Raw genomic sequence first — 19,005 nt, 5'->3', positions numbered from 1 at the left:
CCGCCTGTCGCTTGCGGTCTTCCCGTTACTTCGCGTTTTTGTCGATCAGCGCCTGAACCTCGCCGAGTGCCTTGTCGATCGTTTTGTTGCCAAGCAGAATCTTGGGCAGCGCGTCCTGGAACAGCTTGATGCCCGCTTCGTCGCCCGGCGTATGCTCGACGATAAAGCCGTTCTCGGCCGCCTCCGCGTAGGCGCCCATAATCTTGTCGCCCTCGGGCGGCGTGTACCCTATCGTGCTCGGCACGACGTCGCTGTCGGCCAGCTGCTGGAACGTCGTCTCCGACGTCAGGAACTTGGCCAGCTTGATCGCCGCTTCCTGATGCTTCGTCTTCGCCGACACCGCGACGATGTTCGAGGCGCCTCCGAGCGTGCGGCTCGGTTCGATGCCCTTCCAGGCGGGAAGCGCGTAAGCGCCGAGCTCCACGCCCTTCGGCATGTTTTCCTGCAAATATTGAACGAAATTTTCCGGCACGACCATGTACTGCGCCATCTTCTGCTGAACGAACAGCGCCTGCGTCTCGTCGATCCCGTTCGTCATGCCCGCCGGATCGAAGGTGCCGTCGTCCCACAGCTGCTTCAGCTTCTGAACCGCTTCCACGAATCCCGGATCCGTCACCTTCGCCTTGCCCGACAGGAAGTCGTCGGTCGTGACGTCTCTCGTCGACTGATCGAGCAGGAAGCGCAGCCACCAGTCTCCCCAACCGACTTTGTTGGCGTAGGACATCGGGATGAGGCCCGCTTCCTTGAGCTTTTTATTGTTGGACTCGAACGCGTCCCATGTCTGCGGAGCCGTCAGTCCGAGCCCGTCGAAGAGCGTCTTGTTGTAAACGACGACGACGCTGACCGCGCCGAACGGAACGCCCCACACGTGGTTGGCCGCATCCACCTCCGAGGTTAGTCCGGAGTTCATATTGGTCACGAGTACGGGATTGATCGTATCCCCCCACTTGTCGGCCTTATCGTACGCGGGCGTCTGGAACGCCGCTTTGAGGTCCAAAATGTCGTTCGTCTTGATCAGAGACTCGAACGTAACCCCTTGGGTGCCGAATACGTCCGGCAGCTCGTTGGACGCGGTCAGCGTCTTGATCTTGTTGTTGTAGGCGTCGCCTGCGGCCACATACTCGTAATCGACCTTAATGCCGGGATTCTCGTCTTCGAATTTCTTGAGCAGCTCCGGCTTCAAGTAAGACCACCAGGAAATGAATTTTAACGTTACATCCTCTTCGGCGGCCGCGCTTTGGCTTGCCTGCGAGCTCGGCGCGGCGCCCGACGCCGCGGCGTCATTGCCGTTCTTGCCGCTTCCGCAGCCCGTCAGCGCGCCCGTCATTCCCAAGAGCAGCGAGAGCGCGAGCAGCGTTCCCCTCTTCTTCATGCAATCTCCTCCATAGGTCGTTTGAACACGAGCCTATCGTAGCATCGCCCTCGGCGGCTGAGAACTCGACAGCCTTCGGAATGATTGCTCTTTTTTCGGATAAACCCGCTTCCCGCGATCTTCCCGTCTCCGTCAAATCTTGCGTATTCCTCTCCAGCTCTCCCGGTATTCAAGCGGCGTGCAGCCGACCTTGCTCTTGAACACCTTCGTGAAATGCGCCGGCGTCGCGTATCCGACTTTCTCGCAGATTTCGAACGAAGGCTTGTTCGTCTCGCGCAGCAGCTTCTTCGCCCTGTCCATCCGCACCTGGATGACGTAATCGACGAACTTCACGCCCATATGCTGCTTGAACTGCTCGCTCAGATAAGTTGGGTACAGACCGACGACGTCCGCCACTTCGGCCAGCGTCAGATCGCTTTGATAATGCTCATGAATATAGTTGACGGCATCGGTAATAAAGGTTGGCTTGACCTGCCGGGCATGCTCCCGAACAAGGTTCGACAACGCCGCAAGCTTGCGCCGCACTTCGTGCTCGAGCATGCTCCATGTCGGACAACGCCGCAGTTCTTCCAGCAGCTTGCCCAGATCGGCAGTACCCGGTTCGCCCGTCCGCACGACGCCCTTGGCCTCCAGCATGCTTTCCACGCGAAGAAAAAGCCGGAGCACGATATCCAATAGAACCTCGGGATGAATGCCCGCTTCGTACAGATCGTCCATGAAGACGCCAAGTTCCTTCTCCAGCGCCTCGGCGTCGCCTAGCATCGTGGCCGTTACGACCTTGTGGAAAGCGTCCGGCTGCACGTTCCACTGGCGCTGAAGGCGCTGCGAAGCTTCAAAGTCGATCACCCTGCCGGTTCCGATAGCCAGCCGCGCCCGCAGCGCGGCCTGAACCTCGAGCAGCAGCTTCGGCATGTCGGAGAACCTCTCCGCCCCCGAGCTGACGCCGATCGTGACCGGATATTGGACGTGCGAGGATAAAATCGCGAGCAATTGCTTAAGCGCATCCATCATCTCGCTCTCCCGCTCTCCTTCTCCCGTCGGCACGAAAAACAGCAGCACGACGAAGTCGTCATGCCCTTGCCAGGCGGTACCTCGAACGAGTTCTTGCTGAAAGAGCGCTTCTTCCGCCATTTTGCGGACAAAATACTGGAACAGCATCCGATCCGCCTGCCGGAAGCGGCCGTCGGCCTTCTCATCGATCGCCACGCCGGCTGCGAAAAAGCGGAACGCCCCTTCCGCAATGCCGAAGCCGTTCTCCAGGTATACGCGAGCCTCGGGCGCAACGCCCGGATTGTGATGGAACAAGGCGTTCAGCAGATGATCCTGATGAATGGACGCAATCATCGGAGACTCCCGCTTGCCTTCATTCGCGATGGCCGCGAGCTTTTTCTGCTGCCGGATCCGCTCCAGCACTTCTTGCAGCTCATTCTTGATGAGCGGCTTAAGCAAATAATCGACCGCTCCCTCGCGCATCGACCGCCTCACATAATCGAACTCGCCGTAACCGCTCATGACGACCGTTTGAATATGCGGACAAAGCCGGGCCAGCTCGGCGATCAGATCCAGACCGTCTTTGCCGGGCATGCAAACGTCTGTAATAAGCACGTCGACGTCGGCGCCCTCCCGAAGGCAGTATGACAAAGCCTCTTCTCCGTCCGAACAGGACGCGACGATCTCGTCCGACGCCTCCATCTGCCGGATGATATAAGCCAGACCTTGCCGAATGAGCTTCTCATCGTCAGCGATTACGATCTTCATGCGACTCGTCCCTCCTTTCTCCGGGAACGATCAGCCTCACGACCGTTCCGATATTCGGCTGGCTGGAGAGCTCGATCCCGTATGGCTGGCCCCATTGCAGCCGAATTCGATTGTGCACGTTGACGAGGCCGACCGAGTCTCCCTCGCTCGCCCCGATTTGCAGCAACCGGTTCAATTCGTGCAGCCGTTCGTTCCCGATCCCTGCCCCGTCGTCGACGATCTCAATCGACGCGCCCTGATCCGCGGCGCAGACCCGAACGCGGATCGTCCCGCTCCGCGGCGCCTTCAAAGGCGCGAAGCCGTGCTTGAAGCAATTCTCGACGATCGTCTGAAGGGACAGCTTGGGAACCTGCGCGCCCTCCGCTCCCGCGGCGACCTCCCAATAGACCCGCAGCGTGCCGTCGAACCTGATCTCCTGCAGAAGCAAATATTGCTTGAGCAGCATGATCTCCGTCCGGATCGGAACGAGCGTCTCGAACTCGGTGGCGGCCCGGAACAGCACGCCAAGCGCACGAGCCATCTCCGCCGCTTCCGAGGACCGCTGCATCTCGGCGACCATGCTGATCGCCTCGAGCGTGTTGTACAGGAAGTGCGGATTTATCTGCGCGTGCAGCGCCCTGAGCTCCGCTTCCTTGTGGGCCAGATCGGACAAATAGACATGATCGATCAACGTTTGCAGCTTTCCGGACATCGAATTGAAGCCTTGCGCCAGCTCCGCCGCCTCGTCCTTTCCCCGTACCTTGACTCTCGTATGGAGAAAGCCTTTCTCCATTTTGCGCATTGCGTTGCGAACGGACCGGATCGGCCTCACGATGCCGAGCGCAAGCATATAGGCGACCAGGATGGAGAAGAGCACGCATAACGCTCCGGCCGCGAGCATCCAGAAGCGTACCGCGCGAATATTTTCCGTCAACGCGCGATAAGGCAAGTAAGCGGCGAGCGACCACTCCGATTGCTGCGGGGAGGCGTAGGTGACCAGCGTGCCGCCGTCTTCGAACGAAAGGTTCAGCGACCGGATCCGCGCGGGCGACAGCTCGAAGGCGTCGTTCTTCCAGCGCCCCGTCTTGTCGTAGACCGGAAGCCGGCGATCCCACAGCGCGATGATATCCTGCTGCGGCAGCTGAGCGCCGGCAATCATCCCTTCGAGACCTTCCGTTCCGATGCTCAGCACGATAGCGCCGAGAAAGCGGTGAGACGGATCGTTCACTTTCCGGATCAGATAGATCGGTTCCTTGTCCGCCTCCTTCTCCACGATCCATTCTCTCCCGGAGGCGAGAAGCCGTTCCTCCATCCCCTCCAGCCGAGAAATGGAGATACGTTCGTCAGAGCGATGGCTGGCGAACAGCTCCCCGGAAGCCGTGTAGAGATAGACGGATTCCAGATCGCGCTTCTGGTTGAGCAAGTCGTTCAGGTAATGGTCGATCCGCTGCGCCTGCATGTAGGCTTCCATGGAACCCGGCACGGACTCCCCTGCCGCTCTCCGCTTCAAAATGCGAAGCAGATTGCGATCGTCGTCCAGCTGCGTATCCTCCGTCATGACCGAAGCGGCAAGACGGACCAGGTCGGTGAAATAAGCGTCGACCTCCGAATTCAGGAGCCGCACCGTCCGCTCGATCGAGACGGAAACTTCCTTTTCCATGCTTTGTTTAAACAAGTAATAGGCCACGGAAGAGACCAGCAGCGTAGGGAGAACAATTAACAGGATGTACGTGCCCAGAAGCCTCTTGACCAACGCTCTCCCTCCGGTCTGTCGCCTTTATCCTTTTACGGCGCCTTCGGACAATGCTTGTACGAAATACTTTTGCAGAACGACATATACGAGAATAACGACGATCGACGTAATGACCATGCCGGCGAATACCGGACCGAAGCCGTACACGTACTTTTTGGATGCCATCTGGGCCATGCCGACCGCGATCGTGTACATCTTCGGATTCGTATTGGAGATGAACGCCCACATGTACTCCGACCACACGCCGATGAATTGCAGGATGCAGAGCGTAGCGACCGTCGGCATCGTGAGCGGCAGCAGAATCCGGCAGAACGTCCGCCATTCCCCGCACCCGTCGATCTTCGCCGATTCGCTAAGCTCGTTCGGCAGTCCCGCGAAGGCGGATTGCATCAACAGGACGCCCATCGGCACGATGGATGCGATGTAGGGGCCGATCATCCCGGCATACGTATTGAGAAGGCCCAGGTCCCGGTTGATAAAGAACACGGGAAGCAGCAGAACGGGGGAAGGTACGAACAGCACGAGCGCGAAGAGAATCTGAAGCGATCGCCGCCCCCTGAACCGGATCTTGCCGAAAGCGTAGCCCGCCACGACGCACACGGACACCCCGCCGACCAGGCTTGCCAGCGTTACGAGCACCGTATTCGCGTAATACGTGGCGAAGTTCGCCTGCTTCCAGGCCGTTCCGTAATTTTCCCATATATACCGTCCGGGCAGTCCCCATTGGTTCCCGAAAAAATCGGCGTCCGTCTTCAGCGACTGAAGCACGACCCATAGAAGCGGATAGAGCGACGTTACGGCGAAGAGAGCGACGACGGCCGTCATCCATGTACGCTTGATCATCCCTCTTGCCCTCCCGCCCGCTCGTTCGTCCCGTTCCGGGATCTGAGAATCAGGCCGACCAAACCGACCATCGCGGTGACGATCACGAACACCATGAACGCGACGGCATTGGCATAGCCGTAATGATTCTCTTGAAATCCGAGCTTGTAGACGAGCGTGGAAGCGATCTCCGTAGAGCCGATCGGTCCTCCCTGCGTCATAATCCAGACGATGTCGAACGAACGGAAATCGTTGGCGATCGATATAATTGACAATAACATAATTGTCGGAAGCATAAGCGGCAGAATAATATGCCAAATGGACCTTATTCCGGTGCATCCGTCGATCTTCGACGCTTCTAGCAATTCCTTGGGAATTTTAAGCAGACTGCCGAGCAGAATCAGCATATCGAAGGGAATCGTTCTCCATACCCATACGAGGATTACGGATAATAGCGATGTATCCTGACTGCCCAGCCAGACGCGCTGCCAGGAATCGAGGCCGACCGCCGCCAGCAATTGGTTCAGCATCCCGATCGTCGGCTCGAAGATCAGAGACCAGATTACGGCGGATACCGCCAGAGGAATGATATAGGGGAGGAAAAGCACGACGTTGAACCATTTCCAGGCGAACACGCCGCGAAACAATAAGTAGGCTAGCGCGAAAGCGACGCTCATCGAGACGACAAGCTCGACAGCCATAAGGATCAGATTATGGCCCATCGCCTCATAGAACCGGGAATCCCGGAACCCCGCGGCGAAATTCCCAAAACCGATAAAGTCGCGGAGCGGTCCGACCCCGTCGTAATCGTAAAAACTCATTTGAAGCGATTTGATGAGCGGAAATACCAGGTACAGCACGAAAAAAAATAGTGCCGGAAAAATCATTGCGTACGCCAGCAATTGCTTCTTGTCAGCCCGTCCGGGAAGCATGGAAATCACCCTTCTCTCAAAGTGATTTCAGTATAAGCTCGCCTCCCGGCGCCAACAACGATACAGCTTTCTGATCCATTGCGTATTTTTCGGATTGGCCGGTCCGACGCTTCCGCAGGTTGCCGCTCGAGCCGCAGACGCTTGGAGACGATGCGCTTGGAGACGTTCCGCACGGCACCGATCCATTTATGTCTGCCTTCTTCCCCTCGCGCTGCGCTTCATCCCGCGGATCCGCCGCTTGGCGTCTGCGTCAACCCGGTAGGACTCGACGATTTTCTGGAGAGACTTGTTGAACGTGAAGTCGTCGAGCCCGCAGCCCGCCAGATAGGCTTCCGTCCGCTCCGGGAACTTGACGTAGCACATCGAGACCGCCCAGGCGACCGCCATCTTCACATAGTAGCCCTCATGCGACACCCCGTCCAACAACTTAAGCACGTCGTCCACGTAAATGTCGTCGATAAAGTGTTCGAGCAGCATAACGACGCCGAAGCGAATGTCGTACTCCCGCGCCGACTTGAGATAGGGTTGAATAAACGCCCATACGGTCGCCTGGTTAAGGCGCGCAAACTTCAGTCCGAGGCAGAACCGATCGCATACCGACCAATTGTCGATTTTCGGCACGAAATCCGCCATGTACCGAAGCCGTTCCGCAGGCTCCATGTCGGCGTACCCGATGATCATCGCCTGCAGCATGATTTCTTCGAAAAAGTCGTTTTCGGCCGCTTCGAGCCACGTCCGCCAGTCACCCCGCGCCGCTGCGAGTGCGATTCGCCGCAGTGCCGGCAGGCGGACGCCCATCAAGTTGTCGATGTTCGGAATGAGCGACGACGCGAACTTTTGATAGCCCGGCTCCGCCAATGCCTCCAGCTGCTCTCTTACGGATGGACCGTTCATATCAGGCATCAGGCACCCCCTCGTTTGCGCGTATCGCGATGTTCCAGAACCCCATCATAGCGCAATGCCCGCAGGATGAGACCCAAGGTTGAATAGAACCGCAAGATATTAAAATGAATGGTCCGGATCGAGTCGCGCCTCGCTTTTGCCGCCCGACTTGGGCGCCGTCGTCGACGCCCGCACAATAAGCCGCGTCGGAATGCGAACCATGGTCCGCTCCTGATGGGGATCCGCGAACAACGACAGCAGGCGGCCGGCTGCTTCGTAACCGATCGTCTCCCCCTGCTGCGCCACGCAAGTCGGCGGGATCCGGGCGGCGTCGGCATGGTCGTAGTCGTCGAAGAAGACGACCGACAGATCCTCGGGCACGCGCATGCCGGCCGCTTCCGCGGCGTGCAGCGCCATCTGGCCGATGCTCTCATTGACGGCGAACAAGGCGGTCACATTTGAAGAGCCCGCCAGAAAAGCCGCGATCGCATCCTGCTCCGCTCGCTCCAGCACCAAGTTGCGGTCCAGCACGACGCCGTAGTCGTTCAGCGCCTGGCGGAAGCCTTCCAGCCGCTCCTCCAGGCTGGTCGTGCCTTCGTAGGGCGTCGTCACGAAGCCGATCCGCCGATGGCCGAGACGCAGCAGATGCTCCGTAGCCTCGTACGCCCCCGCGATATGATCGGAGCAGACGCAGTGGGTCGGCACGCCGCGCACGTAACGGTCGATAACGACGATCGGGTACCGGTCGAGCGTAAGCCGCAGCATTTCCTCGCTGTACGTCCTTCCTTCGGCCGGGTAGACGATCAAGCCGCGCGCGCCGGCCCGCAGCGCCTCCTGCAGCTTGATCTCCTCGATCTCCTGGGAGTCGCCCGTCGTCAGCAGCATCATTCTGTACGGAGAGGGCTCAAGCGCCCGTTCTACGCCGGCGAGCAGGCTGTTCGTCAGCATCCCCCACAGCCTCGGCAAAATGACAGCCACCGTCTGCAGCTCTCGTTCGTCCGAGGTTCCCCTCCCCAAAGCGTACTTGGCCCGCTCGCCCGCCCCCGGTTCCTCCGAGACGAAGCTGCCTCTGCCTTGTATGCGAAAAACGACGCCCTCTTCCACCAGCTTGTCCATGGCACCGCGAATCGTAATTCTGCTGACGTCGAACTGCTTGCAGAGCTGATTCTCGGATGGCAGCCGCTTGCCCGGCTTCCATTTGCCCGAACGGATCTGATCTCGCACGTAGGACTCGATCTGGGCGTACAGAGGCGTCCGCTTGCTGCTCGGGCGTTCCTGATCGTCCGCTTGTTCCTTGCTTTCCACGAGCATACTTCCTCTCAAAAGTATTACTTTTATACAACTTTATTCTCACACCGTTCAGTTAACCGGTTTACAACAATGTCTAGCAAAGTTATGATTCGATTATAACAAGCATTCGCAATCTTGTATATTTGTATTAGGAGGCAAGCACGATGAAAAAAACAGTCGCGCATATCGTTTCTCACACGCATTGGGACCGCGAATGGTATATGCCCTACGAGCGCCACCACGTCAGGCTGATCGAGTTGATGGATGTGCTGCTCGATACGCTCGAGCGCGATCCCGACTATCGAAGCTTTCATCTGGACGGCCAGACGATCATCCTGGACGACTATCTCGAAGTGAGGCCCGAGATGCGCGAGCGCCTGACCCGGCTTATTCGCGAGGGAAGGATCCTGATCGGCCCCTGGTATGTGCTGCAGGACGAATTCCTGACAAGCGCCGAGGCGAACGTGCGCAACTTGCTCGTCGGCCATCACGATGCCGCCCGCTACGGTCCCGTTGCGAAAATCGGGTATTTCCCCGACTCCTTCGGCAATATGGGTCAGGCGCCTCAGCTCATGCGCCAGGCCGGAATCGCGAACGCCATCTTCGGACGGGGCGTCAAGCCGACCGGCTTCAACAACGCCGTCTCCGACTCCGCGGCTTACGAGTCCCCCTTTTCCGAGATGATCTGGCGATCGCCGGACGGCTCGGAGGTGCTCGGCATCCTGTTCGCCAATTGGTACAACAACGGGATGGAAATTCCCGTCGATCCCGATGCAGCCCGCGTTTACTGGGACGCCAAGCTGAAGGAAGCCGAACGCTTTGCCTCCACGCCGCAGCTGCTGTTCATGAACGGATGCGATCACCAGCCTGTGCAGACCGACCTGGCAGAAGCGCTCCGCACGGCCCGCGATCTGTATCCCGGCTATGAATTCGTGCATAGCGACTTGCCTTCGTACGTGGCGGCCGTCGAGCGCGCCTCCGAACGCGAACTGACCGTCGTCGAAGGCGAGCTGCGCAGCCAGCGTACGGACGGCTGGTTCACGCTGGCGAATACCGCCTCCAGCCGCGTGTATATCAAGCAGGCCAACGCCAAAGGCCAAATCCTGCTCGAGCGGCTCGCGGAGCCTGCGGCCGCGTTCGCTGCAATGCTCGGCATGCCTCATCCGACGCCGCTCCTCGTCCATGCCTGGCGGACGCTCATGCAAAACCATCCGCACGACAGCATCTGCGGCTGCAGCGTAGACGAAGTGCACGCGGAGATGATGACCCGCTTCGCCAAAAGCCGCCATATGGCGGAGCCGATCGTCGAGCGAAGCATCGCACACATCGCGTCGAGCATCGACACCGCCCGGTTCGCGGGCGATGCGCACGTGCCGTTCGTCGTGTTCAACTTCGCCGGCGCCGCGCGTTCCGGAACCGTCTCCGTCGAACTCGATGTCGCCCGCCGCGCGTCCGCGGACATCGGTCCGGCTGCAGCTTACGCGGACATGGAGCTCATCCGGGTCGGCGCCGGCGCCGTCATCGACCATGAGGGCAGACCGGTGGATGCCGAGATCGAGGATCTCGGCGTCAAGTTCGGCTACGAGCTTCCCGACGACAAGTTCAGGCAGCCGTACATGGCGAGACGAATCCGCGTCACCCTTAGCGCGGACCATGTGCCTTCCCAAGGCTATCGGACTTATGCTTGGCATCCCGGGGGAGAAGCTGAGCAAGCCGTCGCAGCGCCGGTCGCGGCCGGGCTGGAGGAAGCTGTTGCCGCCGCCCCTGCCCATCCGGCCGATCTGGCGGATCTGGCTAGTCTGGCGCTGGAAAATGAATATATCGCCGTTGCCGTCGAGCCTAACGGAAGCTTGTCGCTGACGGACAAAGAGACCGGAGAAGTTTATCGCGACCTCGGCGTTTTTGAAAATACGGGCGATATCGGCAATGAATATGTGTATGTGCAGGACGGCGAGCGCAAGACGCTCACGACGGATACGCTGAAGGCCGAGGTGAGGCTCGTCTCGCGCAGCGCCTGGCGTACGACGGTCGAGATCGTCCATCGCTGGGAGATCCCCGCGGAAGCGGATGCCCTGCTGAAGCGCGAGCGCGCGACGATGACGTTCCTCCCGGACCGCAAGGCGGGCAGGTCGGCGCGGACGGTGCCCCTCGTCATCACGACACTCGCCACCGTCGAGCGCGGCGTCAAAGCCTTGATGCTTAAGGTACGCTACGAAAATCACGCCAAGGATCACCGCCTGCGCATGCGGTTCCCGACCGATGCGGCGGCATCCGGCGCTCACTATGCCGACTCGATCTTTGAGATCGCCGAGCGTCCGAACGAGCCCGCCGGGGAATGGCGCAATCCGAGCAACGCGCAGCACCAGCAGGCGTTCGCCGCCCTGGACCACGGCAAACGCGGGCTGGCCGTAGCCAATATCGGGCTGAACGAGTATGAGCTGCTTCGCGACGGCCGCGGTACGCTCGCCGTGACGCTGCTCCGCGCGGTCGGCGAGCTCGGCGATTGGGGCGTGTTTCCGACGCCGGAGGCGCAGTGCCCGGGCTCGCAAGAAGCGGAGCTTGCGATCATTCCTTACGCCGGCGCCGACGGACGTTATGCGGCAGCGCAGGAAGCGTACGCCTTCCAGGTGCCCTGGCTTGCCGTTCAAACGGATGCTCATGCCGGCTCGCTTCCGGCCGCATACAGCCCGCTCTCCTGGACGGGCGATCGCCTGGCGCTAACCGCTTTCAAACGAGGCATTCAGGGCGAGGATTGCTTCTACCGCTGGTTCAATATGAGCGGCACGTCTGCATCGCTTGCGCTGCAAGCGGAACCGGATTCGCAATGGTACTTGAGCAACGTGCTGGAAGAAGAGCTGGGCAAGCTTGTCCCCGATGCGCACGGCATTGTACGCGTTGACGTGCGTCCTTGCGAGATTGTCACGATCGGCCGCCGACTTTCATAACGCAATAACGCATATAACCTCCGGCCCATTGATGCGGCCGCCCGACAGATCTGACGATCCGGGCGGCCGCTTTTTGTGCGTCGGGACGATCCGAACGAACATACGGCCGTCCCCCGGCTCGTACAATAGTGTATCTGCGAGTCTATCAAGAAACGGGGGGCAAGCGCATGCGTATTCATTCCGGCGGGTTCGAGGTCGTCTATCACGGCAGGGTGTTCGCCTACAAGATGAATCCGATCGAGATTACGTTGTCCGAAGAAAACGATCCGCTCACATTTTTGTTTTGCGTCGAAAACGAGCCGGAACGAGACGACTTCGAGACGGACATCCGGCTCGTGCAGCACAATAAAGTCCGAATCGCCTGCATCAACTTCCCGAGAGGCAAGCCGACGGGCAACGACGATATGATCCATATCGGCGTATTGAACAATCGCAGGCTTTCCTTGAGCTACGAAGTAACGATCAATTACGAAGCGAGCGCCTGGGTGCTGTCCTTTACGTTTTTCGCCGGCGAGGGGGTCCAGGGTCCATGAATAAAATCGAGATCCAAGATCCTAAAGTGGCCAGCAAAATTATCGCGGCGAACGCCGAGAGCGAGAAGCGCAAAGCCGAGCTTGGTTTTTTGGGACGGTTTTTCGGCTCCGGGGAAAACGTAAGGCTCTATATCGTCGGCACGATCGCGCTCGGCGTGCTGCTCATTGCACTCGTCTATACGCTTGTCCCTGAGCAGAGCCGGTCTCCGGACTTCGGCTTGAAGGACCTGTGGACGCTCGTCGTGCTCCCTGTGGAGTCCACGATCATCGGCTACTTGATCGGATCGAGAACGGGCGAGGCCGCCGAGAAGAAACAGACGCCTTGAGGGCAAACAGTATCTTTCAAACAAACAGAACCCTGAAAACCGAATCCCTGAAACAGAATCTCTGAAAACAAACAGATCCTTGAAAACAAACCGGATAGCCAAGACAATCGCCGCGAAGCATGCGGCTTTTTTACTGCAGAAGCGGTTGGCACCGTCTTAACGATTGTTGAGGCGCGTGCCCCCGAAGGCCTGCCGATAGGCGGTCGGCGTCACGCCCGCGAGCCGCTTGAACCACTTGGCGAACTGCTTGTCGTCGCCGAAGCCGACGCGGCCCGCAATTTCCTTGACCCCAAGCTTGCCGCCCGCCAGCAGCTCCTTCGCCGCATCCAGCTTCAGGCCGTGAATGTAATCGAGCAGACCCGATCCGAATCGCCGCTTGAACATACGGGACAGGTAGTCTTTGTTGTACCCGATATGGTCGGCAATCCGGCCGACCGTGATGTCCGGGTCCAGCGCGTGAAGGCGCGTCCATGCCAGCAGCTCGTGGAGCTGGGCGTCCATCGCGGGCCTGCCGTCCGAATCCTGCAGCTGGTCGGCGAGCTCGATTAGCAGGCAGGTCAGAAAGTAATCGCCCGCTCCCCGAATACGGTAACCGCCATTGGCGGCATGCAGCAGCTGTCGTGCCAATATATGCACCCGGCTCGGATTCGGGCAGCTTGCGTACCGCGGCATCTGACCCGCGGGAACCTCGTTCCCCGCTTCGGGAACGAAAAAGTGAAACCAATAAAAAGAGACGCCCGGCGTGGAAAGCCGGTATCCCCGATGGCGCTCTCCGGGCATGAGAAATAATACTTCTCCTGCCCGCACCTCATACATGTTGCCGCCCGACTCCATAAAGACGACGCCTGAAACCCCGACAATCAATTCATAGTCCGCAATCGTGCGGTCCATATGCGACCAGGTCTCGTCCGACAGGAAGTGCCCGCCCATTTGCAAGCGATAGGGCTCGTGCAAGTATAAAGACAGCATGCCGCTCCTCCTTGTCTCTTGGTCCACGCACGCTATTTGAGGTCAGTTTTTGACACCTATTATACCTGATCGCCTACCGACAAGGGAGCCTGGACTGTCTTAAAATAGGGAAACATCGAATCGCGGTCCGCTGCGCGGCGCGATTGGATTACAAAATCCCTTATGGAGCGTGAATGAATTGACTCTGCAGAACCAGACTGCCTTCCCCCGCCCCATTGCGCTTAAAAATGTCAGTATAAAGGACGACTATTGGTCCCCCTATATCGAACTTGTGCGCAATACGGTCATTCCTTATCAATGGGAGGCGCTTAACGACCGCGTCGCCGATGCGGAGCCGAGCCATGCGATCCGGAATTTCCGCATCGCGGCCGGCTTGGAGGAAGGCGCGTTCGGCGGCTTCGTCTTTCAGGATACGGATTTGTACAAATGGCTCGAAGCCGTCGGCTATGCGCTGGCCGCGTCGCCGGACGCCGATCTGGAGCGGCTCGCGGACGAGGCGATCGCGCTTGTCGCAGCCGCGCAGCAGGAGGACGGCTATCTGAACACCTATTTTACCGTAGCCGAGCCGGGCAAGCGTTGGACGAACCTCACGGACTGCCATGAGCTGTATTCCGCCGGCCACCTCATCGAAGCCGCGGTCTCCTACGCCGGCGCGACAGGCAAAAAAGCGCTGCTCGACGTCGCCTGCCGCCTGGCCGATCATATCGACGCGACATTCGGAGAACGTCCCGGTCAGCTCCGGGGCTACGATGGCCACCAGGAGATCGAGCTGGCGCTCGTGAAGCTGTACGAGACGACCGGCGAACGGCGTTATTTAGACTTGGCCGGCTTTTTTATCGACGAACGCGGACGGCAGCCGAGCTTTTTCCATCAGGAATGGGAAGCGCGGGGCCGCGCCTCTTACTGGACGCCCGGCGTCGTTCAGCAGACGCCGCCGTCGCTGTCCTATCATCAGGCGGACAAGCCCGTTCGCGAGCAGGATGTCGCGACAGGACATGCCGTGCGCGCGATGTATATGTATGCCGCGATGGCCGATCTGGCTGTCCGAAACGGCGACGAGAGCTTGCTCGCCGCCTGCAGGCGGCTGTGGGCGAACACGGTCCGCAAGCAGATGTACGTAAACGGCAGCATTGGCTCCACGCACCACGGCGAGGCTTTTACGTTCGACTACGACCTGCCCAACGACACGAACTATTCGGAAACTTGCGCGTCGATCGGCCTGATGATGTTTGCGCAGCGCATGCTGCAAAACGAAGTGAAAGGCGAATACGGCGACGTGATGGAGCGCGCGCTTTACAATACCGTCACCGCCGGCATGGCGACCGACGGCAAGCACTTCTTCTATGTCAACCCGATGGAAGTATGGCCGGCGGCAAGTGCGGGCAATCCGGGCAAGCACCATGTGAAGGCCGTGCGGCAAAAATGGTATGGCTGCGCCTGCTGTCCGCCCAACGTTGCCCGCCTGCTCTCCTCGCTCGGCCATTATGCCTTCGCGGCCAGCGAAGACACGCTTTATGCGCATCTGCATATCGGCGCCGAGGGGAAGCTGACGCTTGCGGGGAGGCAGGTTGGCGTGCAAATGGCGACGGGCTGCCATGGGCGGGTCAGGTCGGCCTGACGATCACCGAAGCTGAGGGCGCGGAAGACTTTACGCTCGCCGTACGAGTGCCTGCTTGGTCCGATCACACCTCGTTTACTTTGAATGGAGAGGCCGCAGCGCCGGATATTCGGGACGGCTACGCATACCTGCGAAGGCAATGGCAGGCCGGCGACGTGTTCGGCATGGCGCTGGACATGCGGCCCCGGCGAATCTACGCCGTCGCCGAGGTACGCGCGAACGCGGGCCGCGTCGCGCTGCAGCGCGGGCCGCTGGTCTATTGCCTGGAGGAGGCGGACAACGGTGCTTCGCTGGCCGGATTGGCGATCCGCGCCGGAGCCGAACTCTGCGAGGTTGCGGGCGAAGGACGCCTGGCCGGCGCCGTGCTGCTCGAGACCGAAGGCGTGCGGCTCGAAGAGCCGGCGAACGCCGGCGGCGACTTGTACCGCGCCGAGCCGCCGGTGCGGACGCCGCAGCGGATCGTGGCCGTTCCCTATACGCTGTGGGGCAACCGCGAGCCGGGCGAAATGCAGGTTTGGGTTCGCGAAGAGCCGTAAACGGAAAGTGCTGGATGGATAACCGCGATCGTTTGTCCTCTCGTCTATCCATCGCACAGCCATAGCGCAATATTGCGCTATGGCAAAGCATGGCGCCCGCTCTCACACACCTTCGCCTCCTTCATCGCGCCGCTATAGCGCAAATTTGCGCTATGGTGACGCATGGCGCCCGCTTTCGCACACCCTCGCCTCCTTCATCGCGCCGTTAAAGCGCAAAATTGCGCTATAGTGACTCATGGCGCCCGCTCTCGAACACCTTCGCCTCCTTCATCGCGCCGCCTTAGCGCAAAATTGCGCTATGGTGACGCATGACGCCCGCTCAAGCACACCCTCGCCTCCTTGATCGCGCCGCTTTAGCGCAAAATTGCGCTATGGGAAAGCATGGCGCCTTCTCTCGTACAACCTTCGCTCCTTCACGGCGCCACCGTAGCGCAAAGTTGCGCTATTTCCGCTTTGTCGCCCCTGCTCGTACAGACATTTCCCCCGCAATCGCGCGGTCCGGCTATTTGTGCAAGAAATGGGTATACTAGCCGCACTATCGCTCGCTTGGACGGGCAAACGGCGGGGAGCGAACGCGCTTGATCCAATTTGACGGCGTCACCAAGAAGTATCCGGACGGCACCAGCGCTTTGAAGGGCATCAACCTCGAGATCGCGGAAGGCGAGCTCGTCACGCTGATCGGCCCGAGTGGATGCGGCAAGTCCACGACGATGAAGATGATTAACCGGCTCGTGGAGCCGACTGGCGGACGAATCATCATCGACGGCAAAGACATCTCCAAGATCAATCCCGTCCGGCTGAGACGGGATATCGGCTATGTCATCCAGCATATCGGGCTGTTCCCGCATATGACGATCAAGGACAACGTCGCGATCGTGCCGCGCCTCAAGCGCATGGACAAAAAGGCGTACGAACGCCGGATCGACGAGCTGATGGACATGGTCGGCCTCGACCCAGAAAAATACCGTGACCGGTACCCGTCCGAGCTGAGCGGCGGCCAGCAGCAGCGGATCGGCGTCATTCGGGCGATGGCTGCGGAGCCTTCGATCATCCTGATGGACGAGCCGTTCAGCGCGCTCGACCCGATCAGCCGCGAGCAGCTGCAGGACGAGCTGATCCGGCTGCAGGAAACCGTGAAGAAAACGATCGTCTTCGTCTCTCACGACATGGACGAGGCGCTCAAGATCGCGGACCGCATCGTTCTGATGAAAGGCGGCGAGATCGTTCAGGCCGACAAGCCCGAACGCATATTGCGGCGTCCCAAAAACGACTTCGTGCGCAGCTTCATCGGCGAGGGCCGTTTGAACGAAGCCTCCGAGCATCTGTCCGTGGAGGACGTCATGCTGTGGAATCCCGTGACGGTGAACCAGTCCCGGGGCCTTGCGCACGGGGCGAAATTAATGAAGCAGCATCGCGTCAACGGCCTGCTCGTGCTCGACAAAAATCGCGTGCTGCAGGGCGTCGTATCGAGAGAAGCGCTCGAGGAAAATTATCGGAACGAGGATCTGACGCTGCAGGAAATCATGCGGACCGACATCCCGAACGTCGTCGTCGGCTCGAGCGTCGGGGATGCGGTGGACGTCATGAAACAGCACGGCATGAGCTACTTGCCCGTCGTTCACCCCAACGGCCAGATCGCGGGCCTCGTGACCAATTCCAGCCTGATCGACGCGCTGCTGAAGCAGATCTGAACGGAGGCCGCCATGAATCTTTGGGACGTATTCATCAACCGGCGCGACGACATCGTACGCGGCACGCTCGAGCATCTGCAAATTTCGTTCATCGCGCTGTTCATCGCCATCGCGATCTCGGTCCCTGCGGGCCTCGCCTTGACGCGCTTCCGGCGACTCGCTTCCCCCGTCATCGGGCTGACCTCGCTGTTCCAGACGATCCCGAGCCTGGCGCTGCTCGGCTTTATGATCCCGCTCGTCGGCATCGGCCGGGTGCCGGCCATCATCGCGCTGACCGTGTACGCCCTGCTCCCGATTTTGCGCAATACGTACACCGGCATCATGAACGTGGAAAAGCCAATCAAAGAAGCCGGCATCGGCATGGGCATGACGAGCATGCAGGTCATGTGGCGCATCGAGCTGCCGCTGGCGCTGAACGTCATCATGGCGGGCATCCGCACCGCGACGGTCATGGTCATCGGCGTCGCCACGCTGGCCTCGCTCGTCGGGGCCGGCGGCCTGGGCGATCTCATTTTCCGCGGCATCTCGACGGTCAATACCGAGCTCATCCTGGCGGGCACGATACCCGCGGCGCTGCTCGCGCTGCTGCTCGATTTTTTGCTGGAACGGATGGAACGGGCGGTCACGCCGCCCGGCTTAAGAACGGTCGGCCGCAAACGGACGAATCGCTTCGTGCGAGTCGTCGAGATCGCGCTCGGCATCCTGCTCGTCGCGGCGATCGCGACGAGTTTGCTGGGACGCGGCGGTCTCGGGTTCGGCGGAGGCGGAGGCGGCAAGACGATCACCGTGGGCGGCAAAAACTTCACAGAGCAGGATATTTTCGTCCATATGCTGTCTTCGCTGATCGAGGCCAAGACCGATTTGAAGGTCGTGCGCAAACCGTTTCTCGGCGGCTCCCAGGTGACGCACAGCGCGCTGACGAGCGGCAGCATCGATCTGTACCCGGAATATACGGGGACGGGCTGGTCGTCGGTGCTTGGCGAAGCGCCGGTGGGCGGCGATCCCCAAGCTACCTACGATAAGGTGAAGGCGGCTTACGAGACACGGTTCGGCGTCACCTGGTTGCCGCCGTTCGGATTTAACAATACGTACACGCTGTCCATGCGCGCCGACGTCGCCCAGCGTCTCGGCATCGATACGATGTCCCAGTTGGCCGCGCGTTCGTCCGGGCTGACGCTCGGTGCGACTCACGAGTTCCTGGAGCGGGAGGACGGCTTCAAAGGCTTGCAGGCCGCCTACGGCATGCATTTCAAAAAGGTGACCGGACTCGACCCCGGCTTGACGTACGGTGCGGTCAAGGAAGGCACGACCGACGTCAATGACGCCTTCTCGACGGACGGGCGCATTCAGGCGTTTAAGCTGAAGACGCTCAAGGACGACAAGCAATTTTTCCCACCGTACTATGCGGCCGTCGTCATTCGCGACGATACACTGAAGGCGCATCCCGAATTGGAAGAGACGCTGAACCTGCTGGCCGGTAAAATCGACGACAAAACGATGTCCGCGCTCAATGGAAAGGTGGACTTGGAACACAAGGAACCGCGAGCTGTGGCAGAGCAGTGGCTGAAGGAGCAAGGACTGATCTGATGGATCAAGCCC

Annotated in this window: 13 protein-coding genes and 1 pseudogene; 6 read left to right on the top strand and 8 right to left on the bottom strand. The window is 59.9% G+C overall.

The window, feature by feature from the left end; translation table 11 throughout:
* Window positions 1-25: 25 nt before the first annotated feature.
* The 7 genes from ACFSR7_RS00935 to ACFSR7_RS00905 all read right to left on the bottom strand — a co-directional run bounded on the left by ACFSR7_RS00935 (window position 26) and on the right by ACFSR7_RS00905 (window position 8,803).
* Window positions 26-1,372 carry an extracellular solute-binding protein gene (locus ACFSR7_RS00935; protein ID WP_378158481.1) on the bottom strand — a complete coding sequence of 449 codons (1,347 nt, stop codon included), beginning with the start codon at window positions 1,370-1,372 and terminating at the stop codon, window positions 26-28.
* A gap of 132 nt (window positions 1,373-1,504) precedes the next feature.
* Complete coding sequence (locus ACFSR7_RS00930; protein WP_378158479.1) at window positions 1,505-3,130, bottom strand: response regulator; 1,626 nt, start codon at window positions 3,128-3,130, stop codon at window positions 1,505-1,507.
* Window positions 3,111-4,862, bottom strand: coding sequence for a sensor histidine kinase (locus ACFSR7_RS00925; RefSeq protein WP_378158477.1), 1,752 nt, complete (start codon window positions 4,860-4,862; stop codon window positions 3,111-3,113). The genes ACFSR7_RS00930 and ACFSR7_RS00925 overlap by 20 nt, the downstream gene beginning before the upstream one ends.
* A 24-nt stretch (window positions 4,863-4,886) precedes the next feature.
* Entirely contained in the window at window positions 4,887-5,705 is an 819-nt protein-coding gene (locus ACFSR7_RS00920) for a carbohydrate ABC transporter permease (protein WP_378158476.1), read from the bottom strand.
* The gene (locus ACFSR7_RS00915; RefSeq protein ID WP_378158475.1) at window positions 5,702-6,616 is read right to left on the bottom strand and encodes a carbohydrate ABC transporter permease; all 915 of its coding nucleotides are present in this window, start codon (window positions 6,614-6,616) and stop codon (window positions 5,702-5,704) included. Before ACFSR7_RS00915 ends, ACFSR7_RS00920 begins: the two co-directional genes overlap by 4 nt.
* Window positions 6,617-6,802: 186 nt before the next feature.
* Window positions 6,803-7,510, bottom strand: coding sequence for a DNA alkylation repair protein (locus tag ACFSR7_RS00910; protein ID WP_378159051.1), 708 nt, complete (start codon window positions 7,508-7,510; stop codon window positions 6,803-6,805).
* A gap of 108 nt (window positions 7,511-7,618) precedes the next feature.
* Window positions 7,619-8,803, bottom strand: coding sequence for a GntR family transcriptional regulator (locus ACFSR7_RS00905; protein WP_378158474.1), 1,185 nt, complete (start codon window positions 8,801-8,803; stop codon window positions 7,619-7,621).
* A gap of 149 nt (window positions 8,804-8,952) precedes the next feature.
* Between ACFSR7_RS00905 and ACFSR7_RS00900 the strand changes: the two genes are divergently transcribed.
* From ACFSR7_RS00900 to ACFSR7_RS00890, 3 genes are all read left to right on the top strand, one after another.
* Entirely contained in the window at window positions 8,953-11,733 is a 2,781-nt protein-coding gene (locus ACFSR7_RS00900) for an alpha-mannosidase (protein ID WP_378158473.1), read from the top strand.
* A gap of 167 nt (window positions 11,734-11,900) precedes the next feature.
* Window positions 11,901-12,266: a DUF6864 domain-containing function gene (locus tag ACFSR7_RS00895; RefSeq protein ID WP_282910082.1), complete on the top strand. Its 366-nt coding sequence runs from the start codon at window positions 11,901-11,903 to the stop codon at window positions 12,264-12,266.
* On the top strand, window positions 12,263-12,592 hold the full coding sequence (locus tag ACFSR7_RS00890) for a hypothetical protein (RefSeq protein ID WP_282910083.1): 330 nt from the start codon (window positions 12,263-12,265) through the stop codon (window positions 12,590-12,592). The genes ACFSR7_RS00895 and ACFSR7_RS00890 overlap by 4 nt, the downstream gene beginning before the upstream one ends.
* 156 nt (window positions 12,593-12,748) lie before the next feature.
* On the opposite strand, the gene ACFSR7_RS00885 is transcribed toward ACFSR7_RS00890, so the two are convergent.
* Complete coding sequence (locus tag ACFSR7_RS00885) at window positions 12,749-13,561, bottom strand: helix-turn-helix domain-containing protein (protein WP_378158472.1); 813 nt, start codon at window positions 13,559-13,561, stop codon at window positions 12,749-12,751.
* A 169-nt stretch (window positions 13,562-13,730) separates the two neighbouring features.
* Here ACFSR7_RS00885 and ACFSR7_RS00880 point away from each other — a divergent pair.
* From ACFSR7_RS00880 to ACFSR7_RS00870, 3 genes and pseudogenes are all read left to right on the top strand, one after another.
* Window positions 13,731-15,715: pseudogene (locus ACFSR7_RS00880) on the top strand (glycoside hydrolase family 127 protein).
* A gap of 578 nt (window positions 15,716-16,293) precedes the next feature.
* Complete coding sequence (locus ACFSR7_RS00875; protein ID WP_378158471.1) at window positions 16,294-17,406, top strand: ABC transporter ATP-binding protein; 1,113 nt, start codon at window positions 16,294-16,296, stop codon at window positions 17,404-17,406.
* A 12-nt stretch (window positions 17,407-17,418) separates the two neighbouring features.
* On the top strand, window positions 17,419-18,993 hold the full coding sequence (locus ACFSR7_RS00870) for a glycine betaine ABC transporter substrate-binding protein (protein ID WP_378158470.1): 1,575 nt from the start codon (window positions 17,419-17,421) through the stop codon (window positions 18,991-18,993).
* Window positions 18,994-19,005 lie beyond the last annotated feature (12 nt).

The organism is Cohnella sp. GCM10020058 (genome assembly GCF_042683485.1).
Lineage (GTDB): Bacteria > Bacillota > Bacilli > Paenibacillales > Paenibacillaceae > Cohnella.
Note: the sequence above shows the minus strand (reverse complement) of the source record. Positions and strands in the feature narration are given on the sequence as shown.

Excerpts from the sequence above, each read along its gene's own strand:
- ACFSR7_RS00935 (WP_378158481.1), bottom strand. The coding sequence starts at position 1,372 with ATGAAGAAGAGGGGAACGCTGCTCGCGCTCTCGCTGCTCTTGGGAATG.
- ACFSR7_RS00930 (WP_378158479.1), bottom strand. The coding sequence starts at position 3,130 with ATGAAGATCGTAATCGCTGACGATGAGAAGCTCATTCGGCAAGGTCTG.
- ACFSR7_RS00920 (WP_378158476.1), bottom strand. The coding sequence starts at position 5,705 with ATGATCAAGCGTACATGGATGACGGCCGTCGTCGCTCTCTTCGCCGTA.
- ACFSR7_RS00915 (WP_378158475.1), bottom strand. The coding sequence starts at position 6,616 with ATGCTTCCCGGACGGGCTGACAAGAAGCAATTGCTGGCGTACGCAATG.
- ACFSR7_RS00910 (WP_378159051.1), bottom strand. The coding sequence starts at position 7,510 with ATGAACGGTCCATCCGTAAGAGAGCAGCTGGAGGCATTGGCGGAGCCG.
- ACFSR7_RS00900 (WP_378158473.1), top strand. The coding sequence starts at position 8,953 with ATGAAAAAAACAGTCGCGCATATCGTTTCTCACACGCATTGGGACCGC.
- ACFSR7_RS00895 (WP_282910082.1), top strand. The coding sequence starts at position 11,901 with ATGCGTATTCATTCCGGCGGGTTCGAGGTCGTCTATCACGGCAGGGTG.
- ACFSR7_RS00890 (WP_282910083.1), top strand. The coding sequence starts at position 12,263 with ATGAATAAAATCGAGATCCAAGATCCTAAAGTGGCCAGCAAAATTATC.
- ACFSR7_RS00885 (WP_378158472.1), bottom strand. The coding sequence starts at position 13,561 with ATGCTGTCTTTATACTTGCACGAGCCCTATCGCTTGCAAATGGGCGGG.
- ACFSR7_RS00870 (WP_378158470.1), top strand. The coding sequence starts at position 17,419 with ATGAATCTTTGGGACGTATTCATCAACCGGCGCGACGACATCGTACGC.